The sequence below is a fragment of the Rossellomorea sp. ABR4_004 genome (assembly GCF_056159585.1).
Window position 1 is genome coordinate 85,640 of sequence record NZ_JBSWVM010000005.1, and the last position, 24,193, is coordinate 109,832.

Annotated in this window: 28 protein-coding genes; 12 read left to right on the forward strand and 16 right to left on the reverse strand. The window is 42.7% G+C overall.

The window, feature by feature from the left end:
• The first annotated feature begins 68 nt into the window (after positions 1-68).
• The 3 genes from ACXAF2_RS21175 to ACXAF2_RS21185 all read left to right on the forward strand — a co-directional run bounded on the left by ACXAF2_RS21175 (position 69) and on the right by ACXAF2_RS21185 (position 2,451).
• Positions 69-1,421, forward strand: a complete 1,353-nt coding sequence (locus tag ACXAF2_RS21175; RefSeq protein WP_475141626.1) for a copper amine oxidase — start codon at positions 69-71, stop codon at positions 1,419-1,421.
• Between the two features lie 74 nt (positions 1,422-1,495).
• Entirely contained in the window at positions 1,496-2,134 is a 639-nt protein-coding gene (locus tag ACXAF2_RS21180) for a class F sortase (protein WP_475141628.1), read from the forward strand.
• Between the two features lie 89 nt (positions 2,135-2,223).
• Positions 2,224-2,451, forward strand: coding sequence for a hypothetical protein (locus tag ACXAF2_RS21185; RefSeq protein WP_148968146.1), 228 nt, complete (start codon positions 2,224-2,226; stop codon positions 2,449-2,451).
• A gap of 38 nt (positions 2,452-2,489) precedes the next feature.
• On the opposite strand, the gene ACXAF2_RS21190 is transcribed toward ACXAF2_RS21185, so the two are convergent.
• From ACXAF2_RS21190 to abc-f, 4 genes are all read right to left on the reverse strand, one after another.
• Complete coding sequence (locus tag ACXAF2_RS21190; RefSeq protein WP_475141630.1) at positions 2,490-3,569, reverse strand: nitric oxide synthase oxygenase; 1,080 nt, start codon at positions 3,567-3,569, stop codon at positions 2,490-2,492.
• Positions 3,570-3,671: 102 nt separating this feature from the next.
• Positions 3,672-4,187 (reverse strand): N-acetyltransferase family protein, encoded by a 516-nt coding sequence (locus tag ACXAF2_RS21195; protein WP_475141631.1) that lies wholly within the window; start codon positions 4,185-4,187, stop codon positions 3,672-3,674.
• An 88-nt stretch (positions 4,188-4,275) separates the two neighbouring features.
• Entirely contained in the window at positions 4,276-5,262 is a 987-nt protein-coding gene (locus ACXAF2_RS21200) for an NAD(P)/FAD-dependent oxidoreductase (RefSeq protein WP_475141633.1), read from the reverse strand.
• 88 nt (positions 5,263-5,350) lie between these two features.
• A complete protein-coding gene (abc-f, locus tag ACXAF2_RS21205; protein ID WP_475141635.1) occupies positions 5,351-7,228 on the reverse strand; it encodes a ribosomal protection-like ABC-F family protein in 1,878 nt (625 codons plus the stop codon).
• Positions 7,229-7,274: 46 nt separating this feature from the next.
• On the opposite strand from abc-f, the gene ACXAF2_RS21210 reads away from it, so the two are divergent.
• Complete coding sequence (locus ACXAF2_RS21210) at positions 7,275-7,415, forward strand: hypothetical protein (RefSeq protein WP_187443192.1); 141 nt, start codon at positions 7,275-7,277, stop codon at positions 7,413-7,415.
• 36 nt (positions 7,416-7,451) lie between these two features.
• On the opposite strand, the gene ACXAF2_RS21215 is transcribed toward ACXAF2_RS21210, so the two are convergent.
• The 4 genes from ACXAF2_RS21215 to queF all read right to left on the reverse strand — a co-directional run bounded on the left by ACXAF2_RS21215 (position 7,452) and on the right by queF (position 11,034).
• Positions 7,452-7,565 carry an RAxF-45 family protein gene (locus ACXAF2_RS21215; RefSeq protein WP_324746686.1) on the reverse strand — a complete coding sequence of 38 codons (114 nt, stop codon included), beginning with the start codon at positions 7,563-7,565 and terminating at the stop codon, positions 7,452-7,454.
• A gap of 79 nt (positions 7,566-7,644) precedes the next feature.
• Entirely contained in the window at positions 7,645-9,282 is a 1,638-nt protein-coding gene (locus ACXAF2_RS21220) for a DUF2339 domain-containing protein (RefSeq protein WP_475141637.1), read from the reverse strand.
• Positions 9,283-9,407: 125 nt separating this feature from the next.
• The gene (locus ACXAF2_RS21225) at positions 9,408-10,256 is read right to left on the reverse strand and encodes a YitT family protein (RefSeq protein WP_148967364.1); all 849 of its coding nucleotides are present in this window, start codon (positions 10,254-10,256) and stop codon (positions 9,408-9,410) included.
• Positions 10,257-10,536: 280 nt separating this feature from the next.
• Positions 10,537-11,034: a preQ(1) synthase gene (queF, locus tag ACXAF2_RS21230; protein ID WP_113968655.1), complete on the reverse strand. Its 498-nt coding sequence runs from the start codon at positions 11,032-11,034 to the stop codon at positions 10,537-10,539.
• A 346-nt stretch (positions 11,035-11,380) separates the two neighbouring features.
• On the opposite strand from queF, the gene ACXAF2_RS21235 reads away from it, so the two are divergent.
• The 3 genes from ACXAF2_RS21235 (at position 11,381) to ACXAF2_RS21245 (ending at position 13,234) form a co-directional block, all read left to right on the forward strand.
• The gene (locus ACXAF2_RS21235) at positions 11,381-12,031 is read left to right on the forward strand and encodes a cobalamin B12-binding domain-containing protein (protein WP_475141639.1); all 651 of its coding nucleotides are present in this window, start codon (positions 11,381-11,383) and stop codon (positions 12,029-12,031) included.
• 85 nt (positions 12,032-12,116) lie between these two features.
• On the forward strand, positions 12,117-12,650 hold the full coding sequence (locus tag ACXAF2_RS21240) for a hypothetical protein (RefSeq protein WP_475141640.1): 534 nt from the start codon (positions 12,117-12,119) through the stop codon (positions 12,648-12,650).
• Positions 12,651-12,676: 26 nt separating this feature from the next.
• The gene (locus ACXAF2_RS21245) at positions 12,677-13,234 is read left to right on the forward strand and encodes a beta-class carbonic anhydrase (RefSeq protein ID WP_475141642.1); all 558 of its coding nucleotides are present in this window, start codon (positions 12,677-12,679) and stop codon (positions 13,232-13,234) included.
• Positions 13,235-13,515: 281 nt separating this feature from the next.
• Here ACXAF2_RS21245 and ACXAF2_RS21250 read toward each other — a convergent pair whose 3' ends face one another.
• The 3 genes from ACXAF2_RS21250 to ACXAF2_RS21260 all read right to left on the reverse strand — a co-directional run bounded on the left by ACXAF2_RS21250 (position 13,516) and on the right by ACXAF2_RS21260 (position 16,277).
• The gene (locus tag ACXAF2_RS21250) at positions 13,516-14,238 is read right to left on the reverse strand and encodes a 5-formyltetrahydrofolate cyclo-ligase (protein ID WP_475141644.1); all 723 of its coding nucleotides are present in this window, start codon (positions 14,236-14,238) and stop codon (positions 13,516-13,518) included.
• Between the two features lie 267 nt (positions 14,239-14,505).
• Positions 14,506-15,612 (reverse strand): acyltransferase, encoded by a 1,107-nt coding sequence (locus ACXAF2_RS21255; protein WP_475141646.1) that lies wholly within the window; start codon positions 15,610-15,612, stop codon positions 14,506-14,508.
• 356 nt (positions 15,613-15,968) lie between these two features.
• On the reverse strand, positions 15,969-16,277 hold the full coding sequence (locus ACXAF2_RS21260; RefSeq protein ID WP_475141647.1) for a phospholipase: 309 nt from the start codon (positions 16,275-16,277) through the stop codon (positions 15,969-15,971).
• 164 nt (positions 16,278-16,441) lie between these two features.
• Here ACXAF2_RS21260 and ACXAF2_RS21265 point away from each other — a divergent pair, with 164 nt between their 5' ends.
• A complete protein-coding gene (locus tag ACXAF2_RS21265; protein ID WP_475141648.1) occupies positions 16,442-16,945 on the forward strand; it encodes a peroxiredoxin family protein in 504 nt (167 codons plus the stop codon).
• Between the two features lie 25 nt (positions 16,946-16,970).
• Here ACXAF2_RS21265 and ACXAF2_RS21270 read toward each other — a convergent pair whose 3' ends face one another.
• Entirely contained in the window at positions 16,971-17,903 is a 933-nt protein-coding gene (locus tag ACXAF2_RS21270; protein ID WP_475141650.1) for a phosphotransferase, read from the reverse strand.
• 107 nt (positions 17,904-18,010) lie between these two features.
• Here ACXAF2_RS21270 and ACXAF2_RS21275 point away from each other — a divergent pair, with 107 nt between their 5' ends.
• Positions 18,011-19,036, forward strand: a complete 1,026-nt coding sequence (locus ACXAF2_RS21275; protein ID WP_475141651.1) for an NADP-dependent oxidoreductase — start codon at positions 18,011-18,013, stop codon at positions 19,034-19,036.
• Between the two features lie 251 nt (positions 19,037-19,287).
• Positions 19,288-20,736: an aldehyde dehydrogenase gene (gene aldA, locus ACXAF2_RS21280; RefSeq protein ID WP_475141653.1), complete on the forward strand. Its 1,449-nt coding sequence runs from the start codon at positions 19,288-19,290 to the stop codon at positions 20,734-20,736.
• A gap of 126 nt (positions 20,737-20,862) precedes the next feature.
• Here the strand turns inward: aldA and ACXAF2_RS21285 are convergent, their stop codons facing one another.
• The 3 genes from ACXAF2_RS21285 to ACXAF2_RS21295 form a co-directional block, all read right to left on the reverse strand.
• The gene (locus ACXAF2_RS21285) at positions 20,863-20,985 is read right to left on the reverse strand and encodes a hypothetical protein (RefSeq protein ID WP_475141654.1); all 123 of its coding nucleotides are present in this window, start codon (positions 20,983-20,985) and stop codon (positions 20,863-20,865) included.
• Entirely contained in the window at positions 20,979-21,212 is a 234-nt protein-coding gene (locus ACXAF2_RS21290; protein ID WP_475141656.1) for a hypothetical protein, read from the reverse strand. The genes ACXAF2_RS21285 and ACXAF2_RS21290 overlap by 7 nt, the downstream gene beginning before the upstream one ends.
• A gap of 149 nt (positions 21,213-21,361) precedes the next feature.
• Positions 21,362-21,778 carry a GNAT family N-acetyltransferase gene (locus tag ACXAF2_RS21295; RefSeq protein ID WP_475141658.1) on the reverse strand — a complete coding sequence of 139 codons (417 nt, stop codon included), beginning with the start codon at positions 21,776-21,778 and terminating at the stop codon, positions 21,362-21,364.
• Positions 21,779-21,910: 132 nt separating this feature from the next.
• Between ACXAF2_RS21295 and ACXAF2_RS21300 the strand changes: the two genes are divergently transcribed.
• Positions 21,911-22,711, forward strand: coding sequence for a VLRF1 family aeRF1-type release factor (locus tag ACXAF2_RS21300; protein WP_475141659.1), 801 nt, complete (start codon positions 21,911-21,913; stop codon positions 22,709-22,711).
• 180 nt (positions 22,712-22,891) lie between these two features.
• Positions 22,892-23,179, forward strand: coding sequence for a hypothetical protein (locus tag ACXAF2_RS21305; protein WP_044339178.1), 288 nt, complete (start codon positions 22,892-22,894; stop codon positions 23,177-23,179).
• Positions 23,180-23,364: 185 nt separating this feature from the next.
• Here ACXAF2_RS21305 and ACXAF2_RS21310 read toward each other — a convergent pair whose 3' ends face one another.
• Positions 23,365-24,168 carry an RDD family protein gene (locus ACXAF2_RS21310; RefSeq protein WP_475141660.1) on the reverse strand — a complete coding sequence of 268 codons (804 nt, stop codon included), beginning with the start codon at positions 24,166-24,168 and terminating at the stop codon, positions 23,365-23,367.
• Positions 24,169-24,193 lie beyond the last annotated feature (25 nt).

Sequence of the window (24,193 nt, forward strand, 5' to 3'; positions counted from 1 at the left end):
GATCCATGTTTGAACTTCTGTCGTTAGCTTTATGAAAATATAAAAAACCCAAAAGGAGAGATTCAATTATGAAAATGAAAAAAAGTTATTTAGCCGTCCCTTTAAGTATGACATTACTAGTACCGACTGTAGGTACAGTTTCTGCCCATAACGGTGAAGATCATTCACACGAGGCGAAAGTGGATACTCCAGCAGGAGAATTAAGAACAACCTTAGATCACTTACTTACTGAGCATGCATACTTAGCGGTGGAAGCAATGAGACGTGGAGCTGAAGGTGCTGAAGATTTTGATGCAGCAGCCGGGGCCCTAAATGATAACGCAGCCGATTTAAAAGGAGCCATCGCTTCTGTATACGGTGAAGAAGCCGGTAATCAATTCAACACCATCTGGACGAATCACATCGGGTTTTTCGTTGATTATGTAAAAGCAACGGGTGCTGATGATCAAGCGGCAAAAGACGAAGCACTTGCAAATCTTGCAGGCTACAAAGAAGAGTTCTCTACCTTCCTTGAAACGGCAACTGGTGAACGTTTAAAATCTGATAGTTTGGCAGAAGGACTTCAAATGCATATCAACCAACTGATCGGTGCATTTGATAGTTATGTAGCCGGAGATTATGAAAAGGCTTACGAATACGAGCGTGAGGCAATCGGACATATGGGAATGGTATCAAAAGGATTATCAAGTGCCATCACAGATCAATACCCTGACAAATTCGAAAATACGATGGCTGTTACACCGGCAACGGACTTACGTTCAACTCTTAACCACCTGTTAACAGAGCATGCTGCCCTTGCGACGATGGCGATGCAAAACGGGATTGACGGATCAGAAGATTTCGACGCTTCTGTTGGTGCCCTGAATGCAAATACTGAGGACCTGTCTGCAGCGATTGCTTCTGTATACGGTGAAGAAGCGGGTAACCAATTTAAAGATATGTGGTCCAAGCATATCGGATTCTTCGTTGATTATGTAAAAGCAACAGGTGCTGAAGACGAAGCAGCAAAAGAAGAAGCCCTTAAGAATCTGGATGGATATCGTGCAGAATTCTCCAAATTCCTTGAAACGGCAACGGATGGCCGCTTGAAATCTGATGCCCTGGCAGAAGGACTTCAAATGCACGTTGAGCAGCTGGTCGGAGCATTCGACAGCTATGCAGCCGGGGATTACGAAAAGTCATGGGACCAAATCCGTATGGCGTATGAGCATATGCTGAATCCGGCAAAAGGATTATCAGGAGCGTTTGCTGATCAGTTCCCTGACAAATTCAAAGCCAATATGCCTTCTGAAATGCCTAACACCGGTATGGGTGGAACAGCCGGAAACGAATTCCCATTCGAATTCCTTCTTGCAGCGCTTCTGATCATTGCTGGTGGAACCACACTAGGAATGAAAAAATACGCTACACACAAAAAATAATAAGAAAAGATGAGAGGGACGGACCTATTAAGGTCCGTCCCCCAGTGTGAAGATGAAAGGAGTGGCTTCACATAATGTATACTATGAGGGTTGTACTACTTGTGCTTGTACTATTGCCCATTTCTGCTTGTTCTTCGGGATTTAGTTCAAGTTCCCAAGAGGAAAAAGCGGCCACGCAAACAGCCGAGGAAAAGCCGAAAGCTCAAATGGCTAGTACCACTACTTCCCCTTCCCCATTTGCTGATACGATCATTAAAGATGAGCGAAGCGGAATCGTGCCAACGACCATTGAAATTCCTGCAATCGATTTATCGGCACCAGTAGAAGCTGTCGGATTAAAAGAAAACGGGGAAATGGACGTAACCGAAAGTTTCGAGAAGACTGGATGGTACGAAGGCGGATACAAGCCGGGCGAACCTGGAAATGCTGTCATCGGTGGTCATGTGGACAGCCGGAATGGCCCTGCTATTTTTTATAACCTTAACAAACTTTCAAAAGGTGATGAAATCATTGTTAAAAATAAAGATGGTGATGACCGCATCTTCGTTGTATCGGATATGAAGGAATATCCTTGGAATGACGCCCCTCTTCAATCGATTTTCGGATACTCCCACGCAAGCACCCTTAATTTAATCACTTGCACAGGTGACTTTGACCGTTCCTCAAGAAACTACAGTAAGCGCCTGGTCGTTTATACCGAATTGAAGCAATAGATAAAACAGCACGGACTCCTTCCGCTGCTGTTTTTTTATGGATATTTTTTCAAGATAGTGAAATCCTATTAGTAAGGAAGGTGAAGGTCATGAACGAACAACAACTGGAAGATCTGTTCAGCTTTTACGGGTACGAGGATTTATACAAACGATTCAAGACGCCTCTTTATGTGACCGGTATTATGGATGATGCCGACGCAGAGTTAATTGAAGATTTCTTTGAGAATTTCACATTCGATGCCCCTGTTTTATTCGATGAATTCAGGTTTTGGTTTCAATATTATGAAGTATCCAAACGCCCGCCATTCACGTTTTAAAAAAGCTGCTTTCTGTACGAAACAGAAAACAGCTCTCCTCAATAAGGTGCATCTTGATAGAAATAATTCGTCGAATTCCACGTATTGTTGTACTCTTTATGAAATATATGAGTCGTCGCCGGGGACACAGGCGGAATCAACCATGTCCAATCCCCCGTCATATCACGCTCTGCACTTTTCTCGTTTTCCTCGAACAAACGGAATTGCTGGGCAGCCGTATGATGATCGACGATGCTTACCCCCTCTTCTTTAAAAGAATGGAGCACAGCGATATTCAACTCAATCAGCGCTTTATCTTTCCACAACGTTGCCGCTCTTGACATATCCAACCCCATGCAGCTTGCTACTTTAGGCAGAAGATGATAGCGGTTCTCATCCGCAAGATTCCGTGCGCCGATTTCCGTTTCCATATACCAGCCGTTAAACGGAGCTGCTTTATATGAGATGCCCCCGATTTTCAATTCCATATCAGAAATGATCGGAACTCCATACCACTTCACCCCCAAATCCTGGAACCAGTCAAATTCAGGGTGACGTAGAGGAACCTCCAACTTAAGTCGGGATTCAATCTCTTTCCACTGTGGAGGTCCGTCCCCGATTTGCACGACGAAAGGCAGGACATCAAAGTCAGTCCCCTGCCCTTTCCAGCCAAGCTCCTGGCATTTCTTCGTAAAATCGATGGAATGGGGGTCTCCTGCATACTGCCCATCCTCCACATACCCAGCATATCTGATCAGTTGATGATTCCATAATCGGATGTCAGGCTGTTGTGGCTGAGACGGTCTGAAGATGGTAATCGTCGGACGGATTCTTCCATTGTTGGAAGCATAGTCAAGGTGGCGCTCTAACGCTCCGAACACCTCGTCCTCCGTCGACGCTTCCCTTTCGTCAAACACGTTCAACGAATTCCAGAACAATCTTCCAATACAGCGATTACTGTTTCTCCACGCCATCTTGGCACCATGTACAAGCTCTTCTCTTGTATGAGTATAGATTCCTTCTGTCCTTAGTTGATCTTCTATTTGTTGTAAGCGCAGCATCATATCTTGCTCGCTTTTATTTAATTCCTGATAACATTGCTCAATGAAGGCCCTCGCCTCATCCAAAATCTGTGTCAATATAATCGCTTCCCAACTTTCTTATTCAGCGCATACTGTACCTTCAAGTATACCATTTATCCTATACTCTTTTCCTTGGTACATTTGAACAACCATTGAATCTTAATGCGTCAGCGCTTTCTCATAGCAGCGATATTCCTGATGCCCCTCTGGTTTAGAGGTGAAATAGACCGATCCCCGATACTCATAGCCCATTTTTTCATAAAGGTAATTGGCTCCCGTATTCCTCGAATACGCATCTAACCGGATACTCTCGAAGCCTTTTTCACGAGCGAACTCCTCACATTTCTCCATGAAGATTTTCCCCAAACCATTTCCCTGCTGAAGGGGATCGAGAAACAAGGCATGAATCACCCACTCATTCTCAAGTTTCCAAGGAATTTCAGCCCATTCCGGGGACTGCCATTTATTCAGGGTTGCGGATCCTGCTATTATTTCATCTATCATGAGTACGTACAGATTTCCATTTGTCATTTCTTCTTCAAAATATTCACGGCTTGGGTAGACTTCATTCCATTGAAGTAATCCCTTTTCATCCAGATCCTTTTTACATCTCAAGTACACGTCCATAATCGTGTCGAGATGGTCAGGATTCGCTTGCTTAAGTTGAATATTCATGTTATTTCCTCTTCTTATCATTGAATTTATGTACTCTTCTAGTGTTTGTTGATGATATGGCGGTTATACTGAACCCCGCAATAACCTCTCACGATTTTGAGAGTGGTGATCCCTTCAGCTTTTCTGCCACTCTCTCTCCTGCTGAAATCCCGGATAAATAAGCACTTTCAAACCGAGTTCGTCCGGCTTCATCATTTTCTCTTAAAAAGGCATCTCCACAAACCATAACCCGCTGATTACTTCCAAGTTCCACATAAGGAGAGCGAACGACTTCTTCTGCCTCTGCATATTTCCAGCGTTTCAATTGAGCATCGACCAGTTGATTTCCCTCTCCAAGATGAAGTTCAGCAACCTTCTGAATTTCACCCAAAATGGTGGCATCCTCAAGGTCAAACCGCTTCTTCGACCAGGCTCCCGTCATATATACACTCACCGTTACCGTTGAAGAAATTCCTTTTTTATGATGATCCACTACCCGTTCAACTCCCGGAGGCAATTGTTCGTCCTTATGTCCCGGTGCAGGTACGATGCTTTCCTGATTGAAGGTGAACATTCCGACGAAACAAGGAGCGAACGTGATAGGCTTTAGCTCCTTGCTCTCAATTGTAGATAGCAATGTAAGGGTCTGAGGTACAGGTGCCGTTACGATGATATGTTCACCAATGATCTTTTCTCCATTATCCAGTTCCACTTCCAAAGGTCCGTCCCTCCCATCAAGGATGGAGGAGACTTTCGTATTAAGCTCTACAGGAAGTGCTTCGGCCAAGTTTTTGGCCAGGGCGTTCATTCCATTGACTGAGGTGTAGCGCGGGTACGGGTCGCCAAACCACCTTTTGATCCAGCCTGACTGGAGCCAATTCTCAACGTCTGCTTGAAGTTCTGGAGAGCGCACCGTGAAGAACTGCGCACCGTGATCCGCTTTTCCGTCTTGGATCCGTCTTGTGGCGAGTCTCCCTCCGACACTTGTACTCTTTTCAAAGACGATGATATCCGTTATTCCATTATCTTTTAACGTTTTGGCAGCCATGATCCCTGACAGACCGCCACCGATGATGATCACTTCTTTTTTCAACATTCACTCTCATCCTCTCTTCTATTCCATTATACAAAGGGCATGGGACATGTTGAAAGGGAGATGACTTCAGCGTCATCTCCCTTCTACACTAACCCATTAATTCTTCTAACTCCCGATACATTTTGTCCCGATCCTGCTCTTTCTGTTCTTTTTCCTTATACAGTTCCTGAAGGATGTCCAGGTCTTCTTGTGAAAGAAGCATCTCTTCAATGGAAAAAATCTCTTCTTCAACCCGTTCCAGCTCAGCTTCCACCTCTTCCATCGTCCTCGACGGTTTTTCAGGGACTGCTTTAAGGGGTGCTTCTTTTTTCACAACGACTGCAGGAACTTCCTGTGGAACAAGTTCAGGCAATTTTTCCTTTGCCCAGCTATATGGCCCATCAAAGAAATAAAGTTCGCCCTTATGGATCCAGTACGTTTTCTTAAATAATTTATTTAAAAAGTATCGATCATGAGATACTGCCAGGATTGTGCCTTTAAAGTCCTCCAGGGCATCCTCCAACACCTCTCTTGAATCAATATCCAGATGGTTCGTCGGCTCATCCAGGACAAGGAAGTTAAGGTCCTGATGCATCAACTGGGCAAGGCGGAGTCTCATCTTTTCCCCACCGCTCAGCTGACCCACTTTCCTGAACACATTCGGTCCATAAAATAAGAACCTGGCGAGAATATGCCGTGCATCTCCCTCTGTCACGGGAACCTCTTCCCGAAACGCATCAATCAAACGAACACTTGGATCCGCCACCGTAAAGTGCTGGGAAAGATAGCCTAATTTCACATTGCTTCCGATTTTCACAACACCTGCATCGGCGGCCTCTTCTCCGAGAAGCATTCTGAGAATCGTTGATTTACCAGTCCCATTCTGTCCGACAATCGCGGTGCGATCCTTGAAATGGACGAGGAGATCGGCGTCAATGAACAAGTTTTTGTCTCCATAAGACTTTGAAGCACCATCCATGGCAAACACGATTTTCCCGCTTCGATCGCTTTCTTCAAACTCCAATCCCATCTTCTTTCTGTCCAGAACCGGGCGCTTGATCTTCTCCATCCGTTCTAACGCCCTCTCCATGTTTCGTGCCCGCTTATGGAGAGCTTCATTTGGCGGATTAGCCTGATTCGCCCATTCCCTTAACCGTTTGATCGCTTCTTTCATTTTCTTGATTTTCTTCTGCTGCTCCTGATAGGCTTGAAATTCGATCATCAGACGTTCTTCCTTTTCCTTCACGAAACCGGAGTAATTCGTATGATAAATCGTCAATTCCCCGTCCTCTAAGTCATACACCTTCGTAATCACGTTATCGAGAAAATAACGATCATGTGAAATACACACGACGGTGCCCTCATACTCTTTCAAAAAATCCTCCAGCCATTCAACGGCTCCTATATCCAGGTGGTTCGTCGGTTCATCAAGGAGCAGGAGATCAGGCTTTTGCAAGAGAATCAATCCTAAACAAAGCTTCGTTTGTTCCCCGCCGCTGCAGTCATTGAAGTCCTTATCCACCAGTTCACGGATATCCAACCCATTGACGATCTTTGAAATATTGGATTCAATTTCATATCCCCCGGCAAGAGTGAATCGGTCCTGGGTTTTGCCGTATTCCTCTAATAAACGGTTGAGAGTATCGGCATCTTGCTCCGTCCCCATTTGAAATTCCAATTCTTTTAATCGCTCACCGGTCTTGATTAAATCGGAAAACGCAGAGCGTAATACGTCAAGTCCTTTCGTCCCTTCCGGATAATGAGGGATTTGCGCAAGGTAGCCTACCCTGGCTCCCTTCTTTAAATGAACAAGACCTTTATCAGGGGATTCGACTCCTGATAATAATTTAAATATCGTCGTCTTCCCCGTCCCATTTCTGCCAACGAGACCGATTCTTGCTCTTTCTGGTATTTCAAAGGATAAGTCCTCAAATATTAAATGTCCTCCAAACATCTTGCTTAATTCCTGTGCACTGCATAGTATCATGTTCCTCTTCCTTTCGTTCATCTATTTTAAGGTAAGAGGTTCCGTTATGATCACAAAAAAGCCATGGGAAGCAGAAGGCTCTCCCATGGCTGATCGAAGTGCGATGGCACTTCCCCCTTTTATAAAAGAAGGTATAAAAAAAGAGAGCGAAAACGCCCCCTTTTTCCGATTCTTTATAGAAAAGTGATTGGAATTGAGACCTCTTACCGTTCAGTATTCATATTTATTTGCTGCAAAAGGGCATACGTGTCCCCTTGAAGGCAAATACATGAAAAATTGCACGGCAAATGTAAATATAGTCTAAATACTTCCCACGCAATCCTACAGAACGATTCATCTCAATTCCACCTCCTTTTCCATTACACGTTAGTTAATATCACCATTATATAATTATTCTGAAAGCTTTTGCAATGTGTTTATTCCTTTTTATATAAAAATCTTGAAAGCACAAGACCAATCACTCCGATTGGAATCAGGATCATGGCACGGATCGTGAAATCCAGGAACACGAGATCTGCCAGGAAGAATTTCACCAGTGCCAGAGCTAAAAAACTGATCCCCACCCAGCGGTAAAAGGCGTCCTTCCTGCTTTCACCGAAGATGAGATAAGCAATGGACAGAGCGGCAATTGCTACGGTGAAGGCGGTGGTTCGCGGGGTATAATCCCAGCCGATTACAATGAAATCCGTCAAACGTAACACGAAGAACATCACAATCCCTGTCAACACCACTTTAATCGCCGTTGTCGACACGTTTAAGAAAGAAGACTCTTTCTTATTGTATTGGGAAAACAGATACACATACCCAAAAGCAATCACAAAAATCGGCAGCTCAATCGTAAAGAAATCATCAGATGCACCGACCAGTACCCCGAGGAATGAACACATCATCAAAAGAACGGAAGCAACCAAACCAAGATAGCTTTCCCTTTTTCCCGCAAGCCATAAAAGGGCAGTTGCCTGAAGGCCGACTAAGACAAAGCGCCAATCGTATTCGAATCGTTCAAATAAGAAGAGGAGCACATGCAGGAACCCTAAGACCAGCAGGACATCCTTTGTTTGTTTCTTTTCCTTCGGTTCAATGAACGATACGCCGATATACACCGCTGCGAAAGTCACATAATAAAAGAGTGGGATCGCTGCGTAAATATCATTCAATAATCCGAGAAGGATGAAGGAGCCTGACACTAGAGCAGGAATCATTTCGGCACTCACCCGTTCATCGCGGCCCAGCACGATCAACAGTAAAACATAGGCGTGCTGAATCGCAAATGGGATCAGAACGGTCAGCGTCATCGCCCCTACCCCAAAGGCCGCAAAGAAAAACAAAGAGAAATATAGTAAATAATAATGTATATTCCAGGCAATCCGGTATCGTTTCACCGTACTGAACGTCATTAACACAAAGAACAATACTAACTCATATCCGTAAAACAACCACTCATTCCGTTCGTCCCCTGCGAAAATAAACGGAAACAGATACGCTCCTGCCCCTATCAAGCACAGGATCACTTCAGAACCATGCTTATGAGAAGTCCACAGTCCGACAGAAATAATGACGAGTAGTAGTAGATTCGTAATGAGACCGCCTATATATCCATACAAAATGTTTGCTGAGAATAACGTAATGATTGCAAGGACGATGCTCCCCGATAGCAGCGTGAGGGCTAATTTCCTCTGATCCCTGATATACCGCTCACCTAAGTAATACATCACGATACTGATGACAGCGCCCGTTAACACCCTTAAACCGGGCGTAACCCAGCCATTTTGAGAAGCAGCCATAAAGCCCCATATACTTCCTATCAATAGAACAAATAGAAACACTTTCGGAAGCCAGCGTTCCACTGAAAAGTCGAAGGGCTCTTTTTCAATGAATGGCTCATTTTCCTCAGAAGGGAACTGCTCTTCAGTTTCCGAATACACTTCTGCTTTTTGGATGACAGGCGCTTCACTTTCGCTCTTCGCTTGTATCAACTGTCTTTTCACAAGGTATAGCTCTCTTTCCAGAGTGCTGATTTTCCTTTCAAGGCGCTCAAACTCTTCTTTCTCCATATTTCCACCCCCTATCTTTTATTTATACAGGAAGAATGGAATAATTTCCTTTATTTTCTTGAAAGTAGAATAATAATTTTTGACAAAGAAAAAGCTCCACCTCCTTGAAAGGTGAAGCTTTGTTTCTATGCCAGTCGTTTGAAGTTTTGACCGAGTATTTCATTCATCGTATGGACCGTGATGAAGGCACGATTATCAACCTGGGTGATGAAGCCTTTCAGCTTGGAGAAGTCCTTGCGACCAAGGATGGTGGTGATGACTTCCTTTTCGTCCGAAGTGAAGGCTCCCGTTGCCGTATGAATCGTCGCTCCTTTTCCCAGTTCATGAACGATATATGACTTGATCTCATCACTGTATCTGCTGATGATCACAATCTCTTTATTTGAATTGAATTGTTGCAATGCATAATCGATGACCAGTCCGTTCAGGATGACACCGAAGAATGCATACATTCCGACTTGAGGTCCGAATAGGACGGCTGAGGACATGGCAATTGATAAATCTGCCAGCAATACGCCTCTGCCTACATCTATATTGAAATATTTATTAAAGATCAGGGCCACGATATCCGTTCCACCCGTTGATGCCTGCTGGTTGAATACAATGGCCATCCCGGTTGCGGCAATGCATTGCCCGATAATCAATTGAATCAAGATATCATCACTTAATGGAGCACTCATGGGAGCAAATCGCTCTAATAACCAAACATAGAATGAAAGGGCGAAACTTGCGTAAATGGTTTTCGCACCGAAATTAAAGCCGAGAAAGATCACACCGACGATAAATAATACGATATTGATTATGATCATGAACAGTCCAAGGGAAAGACCCGGAAACAGATCGTTCATGATGATAGACAATCCACTGACTCCCCCTGTCGCTAAATTATTAGGCGATAAGAAAAAATGGACATTCACCGAAACAAGAAAAGCACCAAGATTCATCATTAAGAAGGAAAATATTCTTTGTCGCATCACCGCAACCTCCTTTTTCTTTAAAATTTTTTTTGGTTTTCCGTAAATAGTTGAACAACGGGATTATAAAGCCCATGAAGACCCTTTGTAAAGGGAATCCGGTCAAATAAATAAGGTTTAATAATTGTGAAAATTGGAAGGGTTTGCAGATGCGATGATGGTGGGGTTCGGGTTTTAGGGGGTAACAATTGGGGTAAGGTGGGAATTTTAGCTCTCACCGTAAAAAAAGCTCCCTAAACAAAAAAAGAACGATTCCTTCAGCAGAATCGTCCTTTCCATCTTATCGATTATCAATCTTCTCCGGATACAAATCATGGTTCATCAAGCGGTGGTCTGCCATCGTTTCGTATTTCGTACCTGGCTTTCCGTAGTTACAGTATGGATCAATGCTGATTCCGCCGCGTGGAGTGAATTTCCCCCACACTTCGATGTAGCGTGGATCCATTAATTCAATCAGGTCGTTCATGATGATATTCATGCAGTCTTCGTGGAAATCACCATGATTCCTGAAGCTGAACAGGTAGAGCTTGAGTGATTTGCTCTCCACCATCTTTTCACCTGGTATATAGCTGATATAGATGGCAGCGAAGTCCGGCTGACCTGTTTTCGGGCATAGACTTGTGAATTCAGGACAGTTGAACTTCACAAAATAGTCCCGGTTTGGGTGCTTATTGTCGAATGCTTCCAAAATGTGTGGAGCATACTCGAACAGGTAATTCGTTCCCTGATTACCTAATAATGATAGATCTGTTAAATCTTCGTCTTTTCTTCCTGACATGTAAAAATCCTCCCCTTCTGAGTGCCTCGAATGAAGGAGGACATAGCATTAGCCTAAGAATCGACATAACAGTCAGGTAAATTGCAAATAATGTCCTTTCCTGTTACGCTTAAAGGATAACATGTTTAAGAAAATCCCATGTTAGATTCATAGAACCATAGTTTTTTATAGAGGGTTAATGCTATGAACCTCTCTCAGGTACATGAGTGACAATTTGTGTTACAGAGGTTATATTAAATAAGAATATAGGGAAAGTCAATCCAATTATAGGTTGAAATTTGTAGCAGGAATTTCAATTCTATCTATTGAATATAGTAATTGGTATTTTTGCTGGGAGTGATCATAAATGAATCAGCTGGTCCAGGCTTTCACCAAGTCTATTCTCGCGGGAGACGTGCATTCATTAATGGAATTACATTCGTCTTCTATTCACTCAAAAATAGATAATTTTACTTTTTATGAGAAAATTATTAAACCATCTATGTATAGAATCGGTGATCTTTGGGAGAAAAATCAAATTACCGTTGCAGATGAGCATTTAGCTACTGCAACTCTTAAATATTTACTTGCTACCGTCTTTACCCATCAAGAAGCTTTGGAAAACCATCCTAAAGCTCTTTTATTTTGTATAGAGGGTGAACACCATAGTTTAGGACTTGAGCTTGCAAACGAAGTGTTCAAAGCGAAACAATGGAATACCCGTTACTTGGGAGCAAATGTCCCTGTTAAGGATGCCTTAACATTTATAGAAGCGTGGGAACCCCATGTCATTGGGATTTCCATCGGCATGACAACGGAACTGACTCGCTTGAAAGAGTGCGTCGAAAAGATCAGAGAGTATAATCAAGAGATTGAAATTCTGGTTGGCGGCCGATTGATTTCAAACTACACCCTGGATTTTCTGGAAAAATCACAGGTAGAAAGCTTTAATGACTTGTTAGAGCTCAATGAGTATCTGACAGATATGTCTGAACAGCTTGTTTCACAGAAAGGCTAGCTCCTTCATCATATTTAGCCAAACTTAATAAGGTTTAACTGAATGTTATCCCACATGAACCTCCTCTGTAGTGAGGAACGGGGCAATGACGTCCATTAACCTTTCCCAAGGGAGTGATCATGTGGAAAACCTGCATTTATGCCCGATTCCTTATTTACTACTGGATAGGCAGTTTAATTTAATAGATGCGTCAAATTCAGGGTATGACTTCTTAAAGCCTGGAGAAAACTTCATGTCTATAGTAGAAGAAGAAAGCTCGCCAAAGTTCGCACGGATTATTCATAAGAACTCCTCCGGTGAAATGGAACTGAATCTGAAGAAAAATGATTCATTCGAGCTGTTTGATATATTCTATCAGTTCTCAGATATGCAGCAATATTTCCATGTTGCCGTCATTTCTAAAGACGTTCAATACAAGAAAGTATCAGATCAAATGAATGGCTTATTTGATCTAATGGGTAAGTCCACGTATCCACGAAAAGAACCTAATTTGACAGAAGTACTGGCTAAAGTGTCTTCTCTTTATTTAAAGCTTTCTAATACTTCTGATTGGAATCGACAAGAAATTATGGATAAAATAAAAGAGATAGAAAATCACCTTCAGCAAAATGTGAAGTGATAATAAATTTTATAGGAGAAGACAATATGACTTTATTAACGAACATACTTGATTACAACCAGCAGTTTGTACAAGAACAATCGTACGAAGAGTACAGAACAACCAAGTTTCCAGACAAACGATTAGTCATTCTTACTTGTATGGATACCCGTTTAGTAGAGCTTCTGCCTAAATCCATGAACATGAAAAATGGCGACGTGAAAATTGTCAAAAATGCCGGTGCGGTCGTGAGCCATCCATTTGGTAGTATCATGCGCAGCCTGCTCGTTGCGGTCTATGAACTCCAGGCAGATGAAGTACTCGTGATCGGTCACCACGACTGTGGAATGAGCGCCATCAACAGCGATAGTATCCTGGACAAAATGAAAGAACGCGGGGTAGCGGATGAAACACTCGACACCGTCAACTACTCCGGAATCGACCTCCACGACTGGCTGAAAGGCTTCAGCTCAGTACAGGAAAGCGTCGCCCACAGCGTCGACATGATCAAAAACCATCCGTTGATGGATAAAAAAATTCCTGTCCACGGGCTTGTCATCAGTCCGGAAACAGGGAAGCTTGATTTGGTTGTAGAAGGATACTAAGAAAAGCGGAGGCGGCTCGTTCAGAGGCGACAAGCATAAGTAAACCCTACCGGAAAGGCGCTCTTTGCCTTTTTGGTAGGGTTTACTTATGACCTCGAGCCTCTAGCCGCCGGAGCTGGACATCGCAGAAAAGCGGAGGCGGTTCGCCCAGAAGCAACAAGCATAACCAAAAAATCCCTGAAGGCGAATTCGCCTTCAGGGATTTTTGCGTATATAGAGGGACGGACCTCCATTTTTCACATAAAGCCTTCCCTATAGCATTCCTGCCAATTGATATTAAATTATAGGTCCGTCCCTCTAGAGAACCCCTTCAATTCCTTCAGGATCGGCATTTTTTCCATTTCGTCTTCGGTTACGTGTTCCCATTCGATGCCGTGTGGTTTTGGGTATGGGGTGTGGGTTTTCATGATTCCTTCTTCGGTGATGATCCAGTCGACGGCCAGGTCATAGGTATCTCTTGGGATATCGTCCCCTACAAGTTGCTCACTGTTAATGGTGGTGATGACCGGCACCGGGCTGTTCCCGATCTCACGAAGGATGGCATATTCGCGATCGGCATACCCCTCTCCTTTTCCGAGCCTTCTCCCATCACGGTGAATCGCAACGGAACCAACTACGATTAAGTCGATGGCAGGTATATCTGTGAGCGGCACTACTTTACCATATGTATTCATATGCTTGATACTAGCTGCCTTTCTCTCTTCCCCCCTGGGTACCCATTCAGGGTGGATCATGACAAATCCGTCCTTTAAGCGCGGTGTTGGAATAAGCAAGGTTTTCCCGTCCTTCAACACAGATGCTCGAAGTGGAAGCTGAGGTGCATCCGGATTCACCTTTACGACCTCAGCATCCTTGTAAATATCCATACTTTGAACATAAGAGGCCGCCTTTTCTGCCCCTTTGAAATTGGGAATCCGTCCTGTTAACGGAAATGGAAACCGCCCTAATTTATTTTCTGTCAGACGATTCCATACCTTATGCCTGATTTCATCTTTCTCATTCATACTTTTTCTCCCCTTTTTTCAATAAAAATCTGAAAACAGCTTCTATTTTCCCGATTCTTACGGGAAAATCAACTCAGAATTAAAACCATTCAACATCATTATACATAGTGCTGCTATTATTCTTATCATCTTAATGTCCATCAAACCATTTTAATCTGAGTCGACAGCCTGCTTGATGTGGGCTGGTGTGCAGGAAGTTGGGAGATTGTTTTTCCCTTATTATGTTAAAAAAACCGAGCGATTTAAGAATCAACTCGGTTTTTTCGTCTATGCTGTAGCTTCTTTTGATGAAACATTCCCAACACTTTCTTTGTTTGGTGTTTTTTTAATTTTTGGTACAGGAATGAAATAACTGCTAAATGGAACTTGCTGAATGAGTCGGATCAATCCTACACAAATTAATAATACGGCGACAAATATTATCGGCAGATAAATCATGTTCCATGTAGAACCAGGCAAATATATTTTCATCAAGTGCAGAATAAAGGGATGAATCAGGTAAATCCCCATAGAATACTTTCCTAATAACGTCAGAGGCTTTTTTAAAACACTCCACTGAGAAAGTAAAGGATACATTCCAATAGTACCAATGCTTAATAGAGGTATATTTAATAAATTGCTTGCTCTTCTGTTCGTAAGATCTCCACTGATTGTATACTCAACGATTGCTCCTGCTGTAATAAGTAGGGATAAGGTTAACATCATCCAAGGAAAGTCAGTTGCAAAATCTCTAATATCCTCCCAGAAGAAGGCCAATAGTCCACCGAATGAAAAATAGAAAATCCATAGCGGCATAAACGATTTACTTGCCATAAAGTTCCCTATAAACCCTTCTACTCCGGGATCAAAACCGATCATATTATAACTTATAAAAAATGAGATGACAGTTAAAATAATTAATCCCATTTTCGTTCTGAACATTTTTTGCAAGATAGGGAAAATAAAATAAAATTGAACGATAATAGCAATAAAATAGAGATGATAGAAGTGACCGCCTGTAAAGATCTTCACAAGTTCTGTCTTTATTGCTCCAATCTGTTGATTATCAAAATAATAGAGTAAGAAGCGATAAGCTAAGCTCCATAATATCAATGGCATAATAATTTTTGATATCCTGGAAGTAACAAATTTATTAAAAGAATACGTGTTTCTTTTTACTTGATAGAATAATAGAAATCCCGCAATCACAACAAAAATAGGCGTTCCAAAACGGCCTACTTGATTTAAAAAGTATGAAAACCAATTAAACGTATTATCATTCATTGAGTAATAAGTAGCTGATACGTGAACTCCTAATACCGCTAAACAAGCAAATGCTCTTAAAAAATGTATTTCAAAAAGATATTTTTTCTTTTTTGTTGAAATGGATGACATAGTCTCTCCCCTTCCTTACTGACAATATCATAGGTAATTGTAATAGAATCAGACATGAAAATCCCTGAACAAATTTAAAAAGGAACTATTGTTCTATTTTGTTTTGGGATACTTTCATACCACAATACCTTTAAGGAATCCTTTGTCATCAGGATAAAATCTATTTAAATTAATATAGTTTTGCTTTATCATTTACTAAAATAAGAACAATGTCTTATAGAGTATAATAGCTATTTTTCAACAAATAGCGACAAATTTCAACATTAACTTATTTGAAGGAGAGGTAAAAACTGGATCATAGACATTCTCAACTTCGAATAAAATAAGACCGCTTGAACAATCCAAGCGGTTAATAACTAAATCCATGACCCACGGCAACGATTCCTTTGACACGTAAACCTTGTCTGCAATTTCATATATTGATACATGAGAAGAGCATGTCTCCCTTTTCGACTATCATGGTTGATTTCATTTTTCAGCTTCCTCATGAACATCCGATCACACTGGCAGCTTGGGCCGTATCGCTCATAGCAAAGGTCATGGGCCTTGCATGCTGCGTCAACTGAATTGATGGGGGCCCCTGGTCCGCTGCAACCTGGTCCACACCACTTGTATTCCGGGAAAATACACAGATTAGGACCTGTCTTATTTCTTCTCATATTCATCCTCCTTTCTACTCACTCTGCACACTAGTACGTTTTGTTTCTCACATAAAGGGAAATACACTCCATGTAAGCAAAATAAATTACTATACTGTATGTATTTCATTCTGGTTAGGTTTGTCCTAATGCCTATCTGACTAGAAAGAAAACAATAGGAGGAATGAATAATGGCAACTTTTCAATTAAATGATACGGTACCAAATTTCACGCTCCCGGCAGTTTCAGGTGAAACGTTCTCATTTGAAAACCATCAAAAAGAACATCAAAGCTGGCATCTCATCGTTTTCTTCAGGGGCTCATGGTGCCCGGTATGTCAGGAAGAACTCAGAGAGTTACAAGCTAACAAAGAGGATTTTGAAAAACATAATGTTCACATACTTGCGATTACCAGCGATAAACTGGAGGACTTGCAGGAGTTTGCGAACAAAGAGGATTTAACTTTCCCGGTTTTAGCTGATGAAAAGTTAGAGGCCATCAAAGCCTATGATGTGTTCTATCACGGTGAAGATGCCCCCTATGAGGATCACGGACAACATGGTGAACCGGCTTACTTCCTCGTCAATGAAAAAGGACAAACCATGTACCAGCAAAGACAAACAAGTCCATTCGGCCGTCCACATGCGAATGAACTGAGAAAAATCGTGAAGTATATCCAGAAAAACGTTAAATAATAGTAGAAGAGGGACGGACCTTGTGTTACTCACCAAGGTCCGTCCCTCTTATTAATGCAAGCTCTAAACTTTTCTGAGCTTCTACTACTGTATGAGGCTGCTTTTCATGATAGCCGTAAAGAAGCAGGACGACGTTGGTGTAGATGGCTTTGAACCGGGCATATTCCAACTCGACTTCCTCTACCTCTCCATATTCTTCAAAAAATAACTTCCGTCCCGCAGGATTGAGATAACTGTATACGAGGTTAAGATCAATGGCGCGATGACCGATATGAACGTCACCCCAGTCCAGAATCCCTGATAAGATCCCATTCTCATTCACAACAATATTTTTAAAATGAAGGTCGCCATGAACCAGAGTGGTTTCTGATGGTAATGGTTTTTTTGGTACGTGCTGAAGGTAGTCCTTTAACTTATCAGCCTGGTGAAAAAGTTTTAGTTCTTCGATTTCATGAATGTTTTTTTCCAAGGTCGATATTCGTTTTTTTACGTCTAAACGATTCAATTCATCACGAGGTACTCCCCGTTTCACGGCCTCTGAAACATCCGTCAAATGAAGTTTTTTTAGAAACCACGCCATTTTAAGTGCTGACTTCCCTTCTCTAACCACCTCATGTGCTCGGGATGGAATCGTTCCTTCAACAAACCGGCAGCCTAAAAAAGGCCATTTGTATTGAGGGGAAGGCTCTCCAAAAAAAGTCGGAACCGGAATTCGGAGCCCGAGACTCTTTTCACCGAGCAGTGGCAAGAGCTTTCCTTCCGTTTCCAAAAGCTTCACGGCTATATCCCTTCTTGGAAAACGAAAGACCCAATCGTTGTTCACTTTCATAACCGTATTATCGAATCCATAGTCAATGATCTCCATTCTTGATGGATGAAGTTCCGGAAACTGATTCCCGATTAATAATCTTGCCTGGTCAATCGTGACCTCGACCTCCGCATCCCAACTATTCGCCACATTCACCCCACCTTTCTCAAGTGTTATTCTTTGTGGAACCTAAACTCCATGTGATAAGTTTCAAGTAATCGGAAAATATATTCCAGTTTAATTTACGAGGAGGAATCATGATGTTACCCGAAAAGCAGCAACAAATTCAATTAGTCGCCCGTCCTGAAGGAATGCCTGTAAAAGAGGATTTCAACTTCAAAGAGATTGAAGTTCCTAAACCATCCAAAGGTCAAGTATTAGTCAAAACTCTTTATCTTTCCGTGGATCCTTATATGCGGGGCAGAATGTCTGATGCCAAGTCGTATGTAGAACCATTCCAGTTAAACGAAGCGTTGGCTGGTGGAGCGGTTGGTGAAATCGTCGAGTCAGAATCCGGACATTTTCAAAAAGGCGATTTCGTTGTAGGGATGCTGCCTTGGCAGGAGTATTCCCTTGCCGATGAGAAGCAGGTACGCTCCATCGATCCGAATGTCGCTCCTATCTCTACTCACCTTAGTATACTGGGAATGACTGGATTGACCGCTTACTTCGGACTCCTTGACATCGGTCAGCCGAAAGAAGGCGAAACCGTGGTTGTATCCGGTGCTGCAGGCGCAGTCGGCTCTGTTGTCGGACAAATAGCCAAAATCAAAGGAGCACGTGTCGTCGGGATTGCAGGTTCGGATGAAAAAGTAAGCTACCTGACAGATACGCTTGGATTCGACGAAGGAATCAACTACAAAACAACGGATAACATCTATTCTGCGTTAAAAAAAGCGTGTCCAAACGGCATCGATGTTTATTTCGAAAACGTTGGTGGTGAGATTGGTGACGCTGCCCTTAGTTTACTAAACAAACATGCCCGTGTACCAGTGTGCGGAGCGATTTCTTCTTATAACAAAACAGATCGTGACCTTGGACCTCGCGTACAAACCAGATTAATCAAATCAAGCGCACTTATGAAAGGCTTTGTCGTCAACGACTACAATGACCGCTTCAAAGAAGGAGCAACAGAACTTGGCCAATGGCTTTCCCGAGGAAAACTCCAATACGAAGAAACCATCACAGAAGGCTTAGAAAACGTAACCGACGCCTTCCTCGGGCTCTTCCAGGGCAAAAACATCGGCAAACAACTCGTCAAAATCGCAGAACCAAGCAAGTAACCTGACTTGAGGGACGGACCTCCATTATTACTCAAATCCTATTAAATCAGTGTTTTGATTAAAGGATTGAGTGGATGAGGTCCGTCCCTCTATTCATTTTAAAACTCACTTCCCCCCTTTGTATCAAGGTCTCAGCCATATATATGAATGGAACGAGGTCCGTCCCTCGCACATCCCCATGTTTACCCCTCCCCATTGAACGGGAAAAGAAGAAGATATGATAAGAATGAGTTCTACAAGGAGGAGTAATCGTGAAGAAGTATCAGATGTATGTTAATGGTGAGTTTGTGGATAGTACGTCGAAGGGTACGTTGGACGTGATCAATCCTGCAAATGAGGAGACGATTTCTTCCATTCAGATGGGGACGGAAGAGGATGTGAATCACGCGGTTAATGCTGCCCATTCTGCTTTTCTTTCTTGGGAGAAGGTCCCTTCCAAGGAGCGTGCTTCCTATTTATATAAAATAGCCGATAAGCTGGAAGAACGGAAAGACCAATTTGTTCAGATGCTGACAGAAGAAAACGGGAAAACGTTGGATGCCTCTGAGGGTGAGCTCGATTTTGCCATCGAGTATTTCCGGTACATGGCGGGTTGGGCGTTAAGATATGAAGGTGAAATCCTTGAGAGCGAACGTTCCAATGAAAACATTCTTGTTTACAAGAAACCGATTGGAGTCGTAGCAGGAATCGTTCCGTGGAACTTCCCGATGTTCATTCTCGCCAGGAAAGTCGCCCCTGCGATAGTGACAGGATGTACGATTGTAATAAAACCAAGTCAATACACGCCAAATACCGCATGTGAGTTTGCTAAGATCATAGACGAAGTCGGGCTGCCAAAAGGAGTCTTCAACCTGGTAACGGGTAAAGGGTCCAATATCGGAAACCCAATGTCCAGCCACCCTAAAGTACGCATGGTATCCATGACGGGAAGCTACCCGGCTGGTTCAAAAGTGATGGAGGCCGCATCGAAGTCCATTACAAAAGTAAACCTGGAGCTTGGGGGTAAGGCTCCTGCCATCGTCACCAAGCATGCAAATATTGATCTGGCCGTTGAGAAGATCAAAACATCACGAATCACCAACTCCGGGCAGGCATGTACGAACGCTGAACGAGTGTACGTCCACGAGGATGTAGCAGAAGAATTCATCAGCAAAATGACTGAAGCGATGAAAAACACGACAGTCGGAGATCCGACTAACCGGGATAACGACATCGGACCTCTTGTGAACAAAGATCGACTTGAAACCGTAACTGAAATGGTCAATTCAGCCGTAGAAAACGGAGCAAAAATCCTTACTGGCGGGAAACCGCTAAATTTAGATAAAGGGTTCTACTACGAGCCTACCATTCTCGTTGATGTAAAACAGGATATGGAAATTATCCAGGAAGAGATTTTTGGACCGGTCCTCCCAATTATGACATACAAGGATTTTGATGAAGTGATCGAGCTTGCCAACGATACCGAATACGGTCTTTCTTCATCGATCTTCAGTGAAAATCTTCATGAGATCATGAGAGCCGCTAATGAACTTCGATACGGCGAAACCTTCGTCAACCGTGAGAACTTTGAAGCCATCAATGGTTTCCACGCTGGCCGCGGTCAATCCGGAATCGGAGGAGCAGATGGAAAACACGGACTTAACGAATACCTGGAAACACATGTTGTTTATCTTGAGTACGATGAAAACTATAAAGGATAATACCTAAAGAAAAGCCTGCCCGCTTTCATCCTAAAAGCGGGCAGGCTTTTTCTATGGAGAGCTTCGTCCAATAAAAAAAGTCCTGCTAAACAGTCAGGACTTTTCTAACCGAACACAACAATATGATTAGGCCAGGATAAAGAAATTTGCTAAAGCGAGTAATAATAGAATAATGGCAACTCCGGAACTCATCCAAAGAATATCGTTAAAATCCAATTTCAAATCGGCTAATTTGTCCTTGTTTAGCAACGAACTTCACTCCCTTGAAGATTTTCAATAAATCCGATGACTTTAAAAATTGAAAGGTCCAATTTAGGATCTGTAGATGTTGAACAATGAGAACACTCGATTTCATTGACATTCATCGTTGAACGGAATTCATTCTCACAATGTGTGCACTCCAGTATATGTAAATCCCTTTTCTTACCCTTGCGATCAAATTGAATGCGCTCTCTACCCTGGTTAATATAGCTCACTTTATTCTCTCCCGTCGTGTGTTATTTAGTACATATTTACCCGATGGAAAGAACATAAAACATGATTTATCTGATTTCTTTAAGAAAATGGGCTTCAAAAGCATATTGGAGATTTTATAGAAGAAAAAACAACCAGCCCAGGCTGGTTGCTACAATCGTTTCTCCATAAAATACTGACTATGGCCCTTAGGAAAATCTTTAAGGACCCCAAATTCCTTATACCCTAATTTTCTATAAAAATGAGGGGCTTGAAAGCTGAATGTATCTAATATAACAAGGTGGCATCCCTTCTCCGTGGCGTACTCTTCTATCCGGTGAATCAGTTTGGAGCCGTACCCTCCATGCCGATAGTCGTCTGCGACCCACAGAAAATCAATATGGAGATGATGCCAGAACATTTCTCCAACCACTCCACCAACGATTTCATCCTCATCGTTCCTCATAACAAAACTGATTTGCTCCAGGGATGTCTTTGTCTCCTCATCTACTTGTGACATATTGTATTGGATTAATTTCTTACGTATGTAATCACTATCTTCCTGGACCCACTGCTTCTCTATATTCATTGGTTCTCCTCCCTTACCTCCTATTTTTTCCTATTAAGGTCCTTTCGTCAATTCCCTTTTTTTACAAAATAATGTTTAAAAGGTGCCTCTACCGTTTATATGAAAAGTAAGCATTCTATAAGGAGGAGTTCCATGTCTTTCAAAAAAACACTGAGCGTATTGGAAAACTTGTACTTACAAAAGCCTGATAAATTATTGACTGTATACTTGAATACAGACCGAAGCGACCACGATCAGCAGGGGGGCGAATGGAAGATTGCCCTCAAAAACGGATTCAACCGCCTGGAAGAATACCTGGAAAGTGCTCCCGAGGAAAAAGAAAGGCTTCAATCGATCCGTCCGAAAGTAGAAAACTATGTATATAGTTTAGAACGTGAACTGCCAAGAAGCTTTATTATCTTCGCTTCAGCCGATAGTGGCATATGGGAGACCTTCGAGCTTCAAATACCGGTTGAAACGAATTTTTATTGGGAGGAGAACCCTCACCTGGATCAATTGAAATCTTTGCATAAAGAATATCCATACACAGGATTGGTGCTGCTTCAGCAAAATCAAATCAAAATCATCACCTCCGCCTTTGGAGAGATTCAGTCCAGCGAATTTATGGAATTCGATTTGGAAACAGATGACTGGCGAAAGCATGAAGGCCCCCACCACTCAGACGCAAGCATGGGAAGCGGCGGCGGAAAAGCCAATCAGCAGGAAGAATTCGAAAACCGCCTTAAAGCCAATCAACAACGCTGGTGGAAAAGCCTCGGCAGCATCCTGGACAAAAGGGCCGCTGATGAGGAGTGGGAACGAATCGTCCTCGTTGGCGACAAAGAAGAGGCCGCTGTGCTGGAAGACAGCATGAATAAAGAGGTTCATGAAACAATCGGGAAAAACCTGCTGAATGAAAATGAGCATAAGGTTGTGGAGAAGTTATTGGCTTAAAATGGTTTATAAGCCACTGTCTTGGGAGATGACGGTGGCTTTTTATGTTGGTTATCTGCCATTCTACGTATATCGCAAAACCCGCACACGACATCACCACTCACCCCACAAAAAACAATTCCCTAAAACAAGCACACGCCTCTCACATAGTCATACACTGAAATAAGGAGGTGTGTGTCCGTGCTATCACGAATTAAATGGTTATCCTTTTCTATCGAATTGTTTTTGGCTGTTCCGATCTTTGGCAATATTGCGGGAGATGCGATTCCTTTTCTCCTGTGTTTAGTGGCCCTGTGGCATGCGAGCGTATTGTATATTTCAAGGTCAGAAGATCAACCGATCCTTGGAAGTGCCCTCGGTATCCTTGCTTCCTTCTTAAACTTTTTCCCGGTCATCCGATTGATTGCCCATGCAATCACTGCAATTGTACTTATTTTTGAAATCCAGAAGGCTCCCGGGATGGAGTAAGTTGCCAAAACAAAGGATGATTCTCAGCAAAGAGAATCATCCTTTTCAGTTTGACCGTTCCATTTATTCACACGCACTTTCTTCAAGACCTTCTGCATGGAACCCCCGGGACGAACTACTCTCCCTTTTTGGATTATGATCACAAATAAAAAAACAGCAAAGCCCTCTCCAGACTTTGCTGCTTTCTACAATTCAAATTCCCATTCTTCCCTTAATGCCAGGTATAAAAGGAGAAGGGTATCCTCAATCTCCTCATACGTTTTATCCTGCACGTCTAATCCCAGTTTAGGATAGAGGATAAAGGCAAGCTTCTTGGTTAATTGGTTTCGTTCTGAAAGAGGAAGCTGAACGAATCGGTTGCTATACGTTTTGACCAGATTCCATTCTTTCGCACCGAGCTGCTTTATTTCCCACTCTTCAACCGTTAAATCCTCTTTCCTCAACCCACGACGACGGATTTCCTTTTCGATTGCCTTTTCCTTTCGCATTCCTTTGACACGCCGCTCATGAACAACGATGGTTCCGGCAACAAGATCTCCCACCCTCTTATGCTTAGAATGCAGGAAGATCATGACCATACCAATGAAATAGGAGACGGGAAGCATGTCGATGATTCTTAATAGATTGCGAATGAAGCAGGATAAGAGAGTGACGCTGTGTCCGTTTTCCTGCATTACCCGGATCCCCAGCAATCGCTTTCCTACCGTCTTTCCACCCCAGAAGTATTCTAAAGCAAAGAAATATCCCCAGTTGAGAAAAAAGATGGCGATGATGGCGATCCCCCATAGTGTCGAGTTGATTTCCAACATACTAAATATGCCATTATTCCCCGACGTCGCAAAAAACAGGAGCACAACGATCAGAATGTTTACGATTGTTAACAACAGCTGATCAATCATCAGGGCCGCAGCCCGGCTGCCTAATCCTGCAGGTTGAAATTGCAGGGAAACATATTCGGGGGTTTTAATATCGACTTGTTCTTCATGCAATACAATCCCCTCCTTATGGATGAAT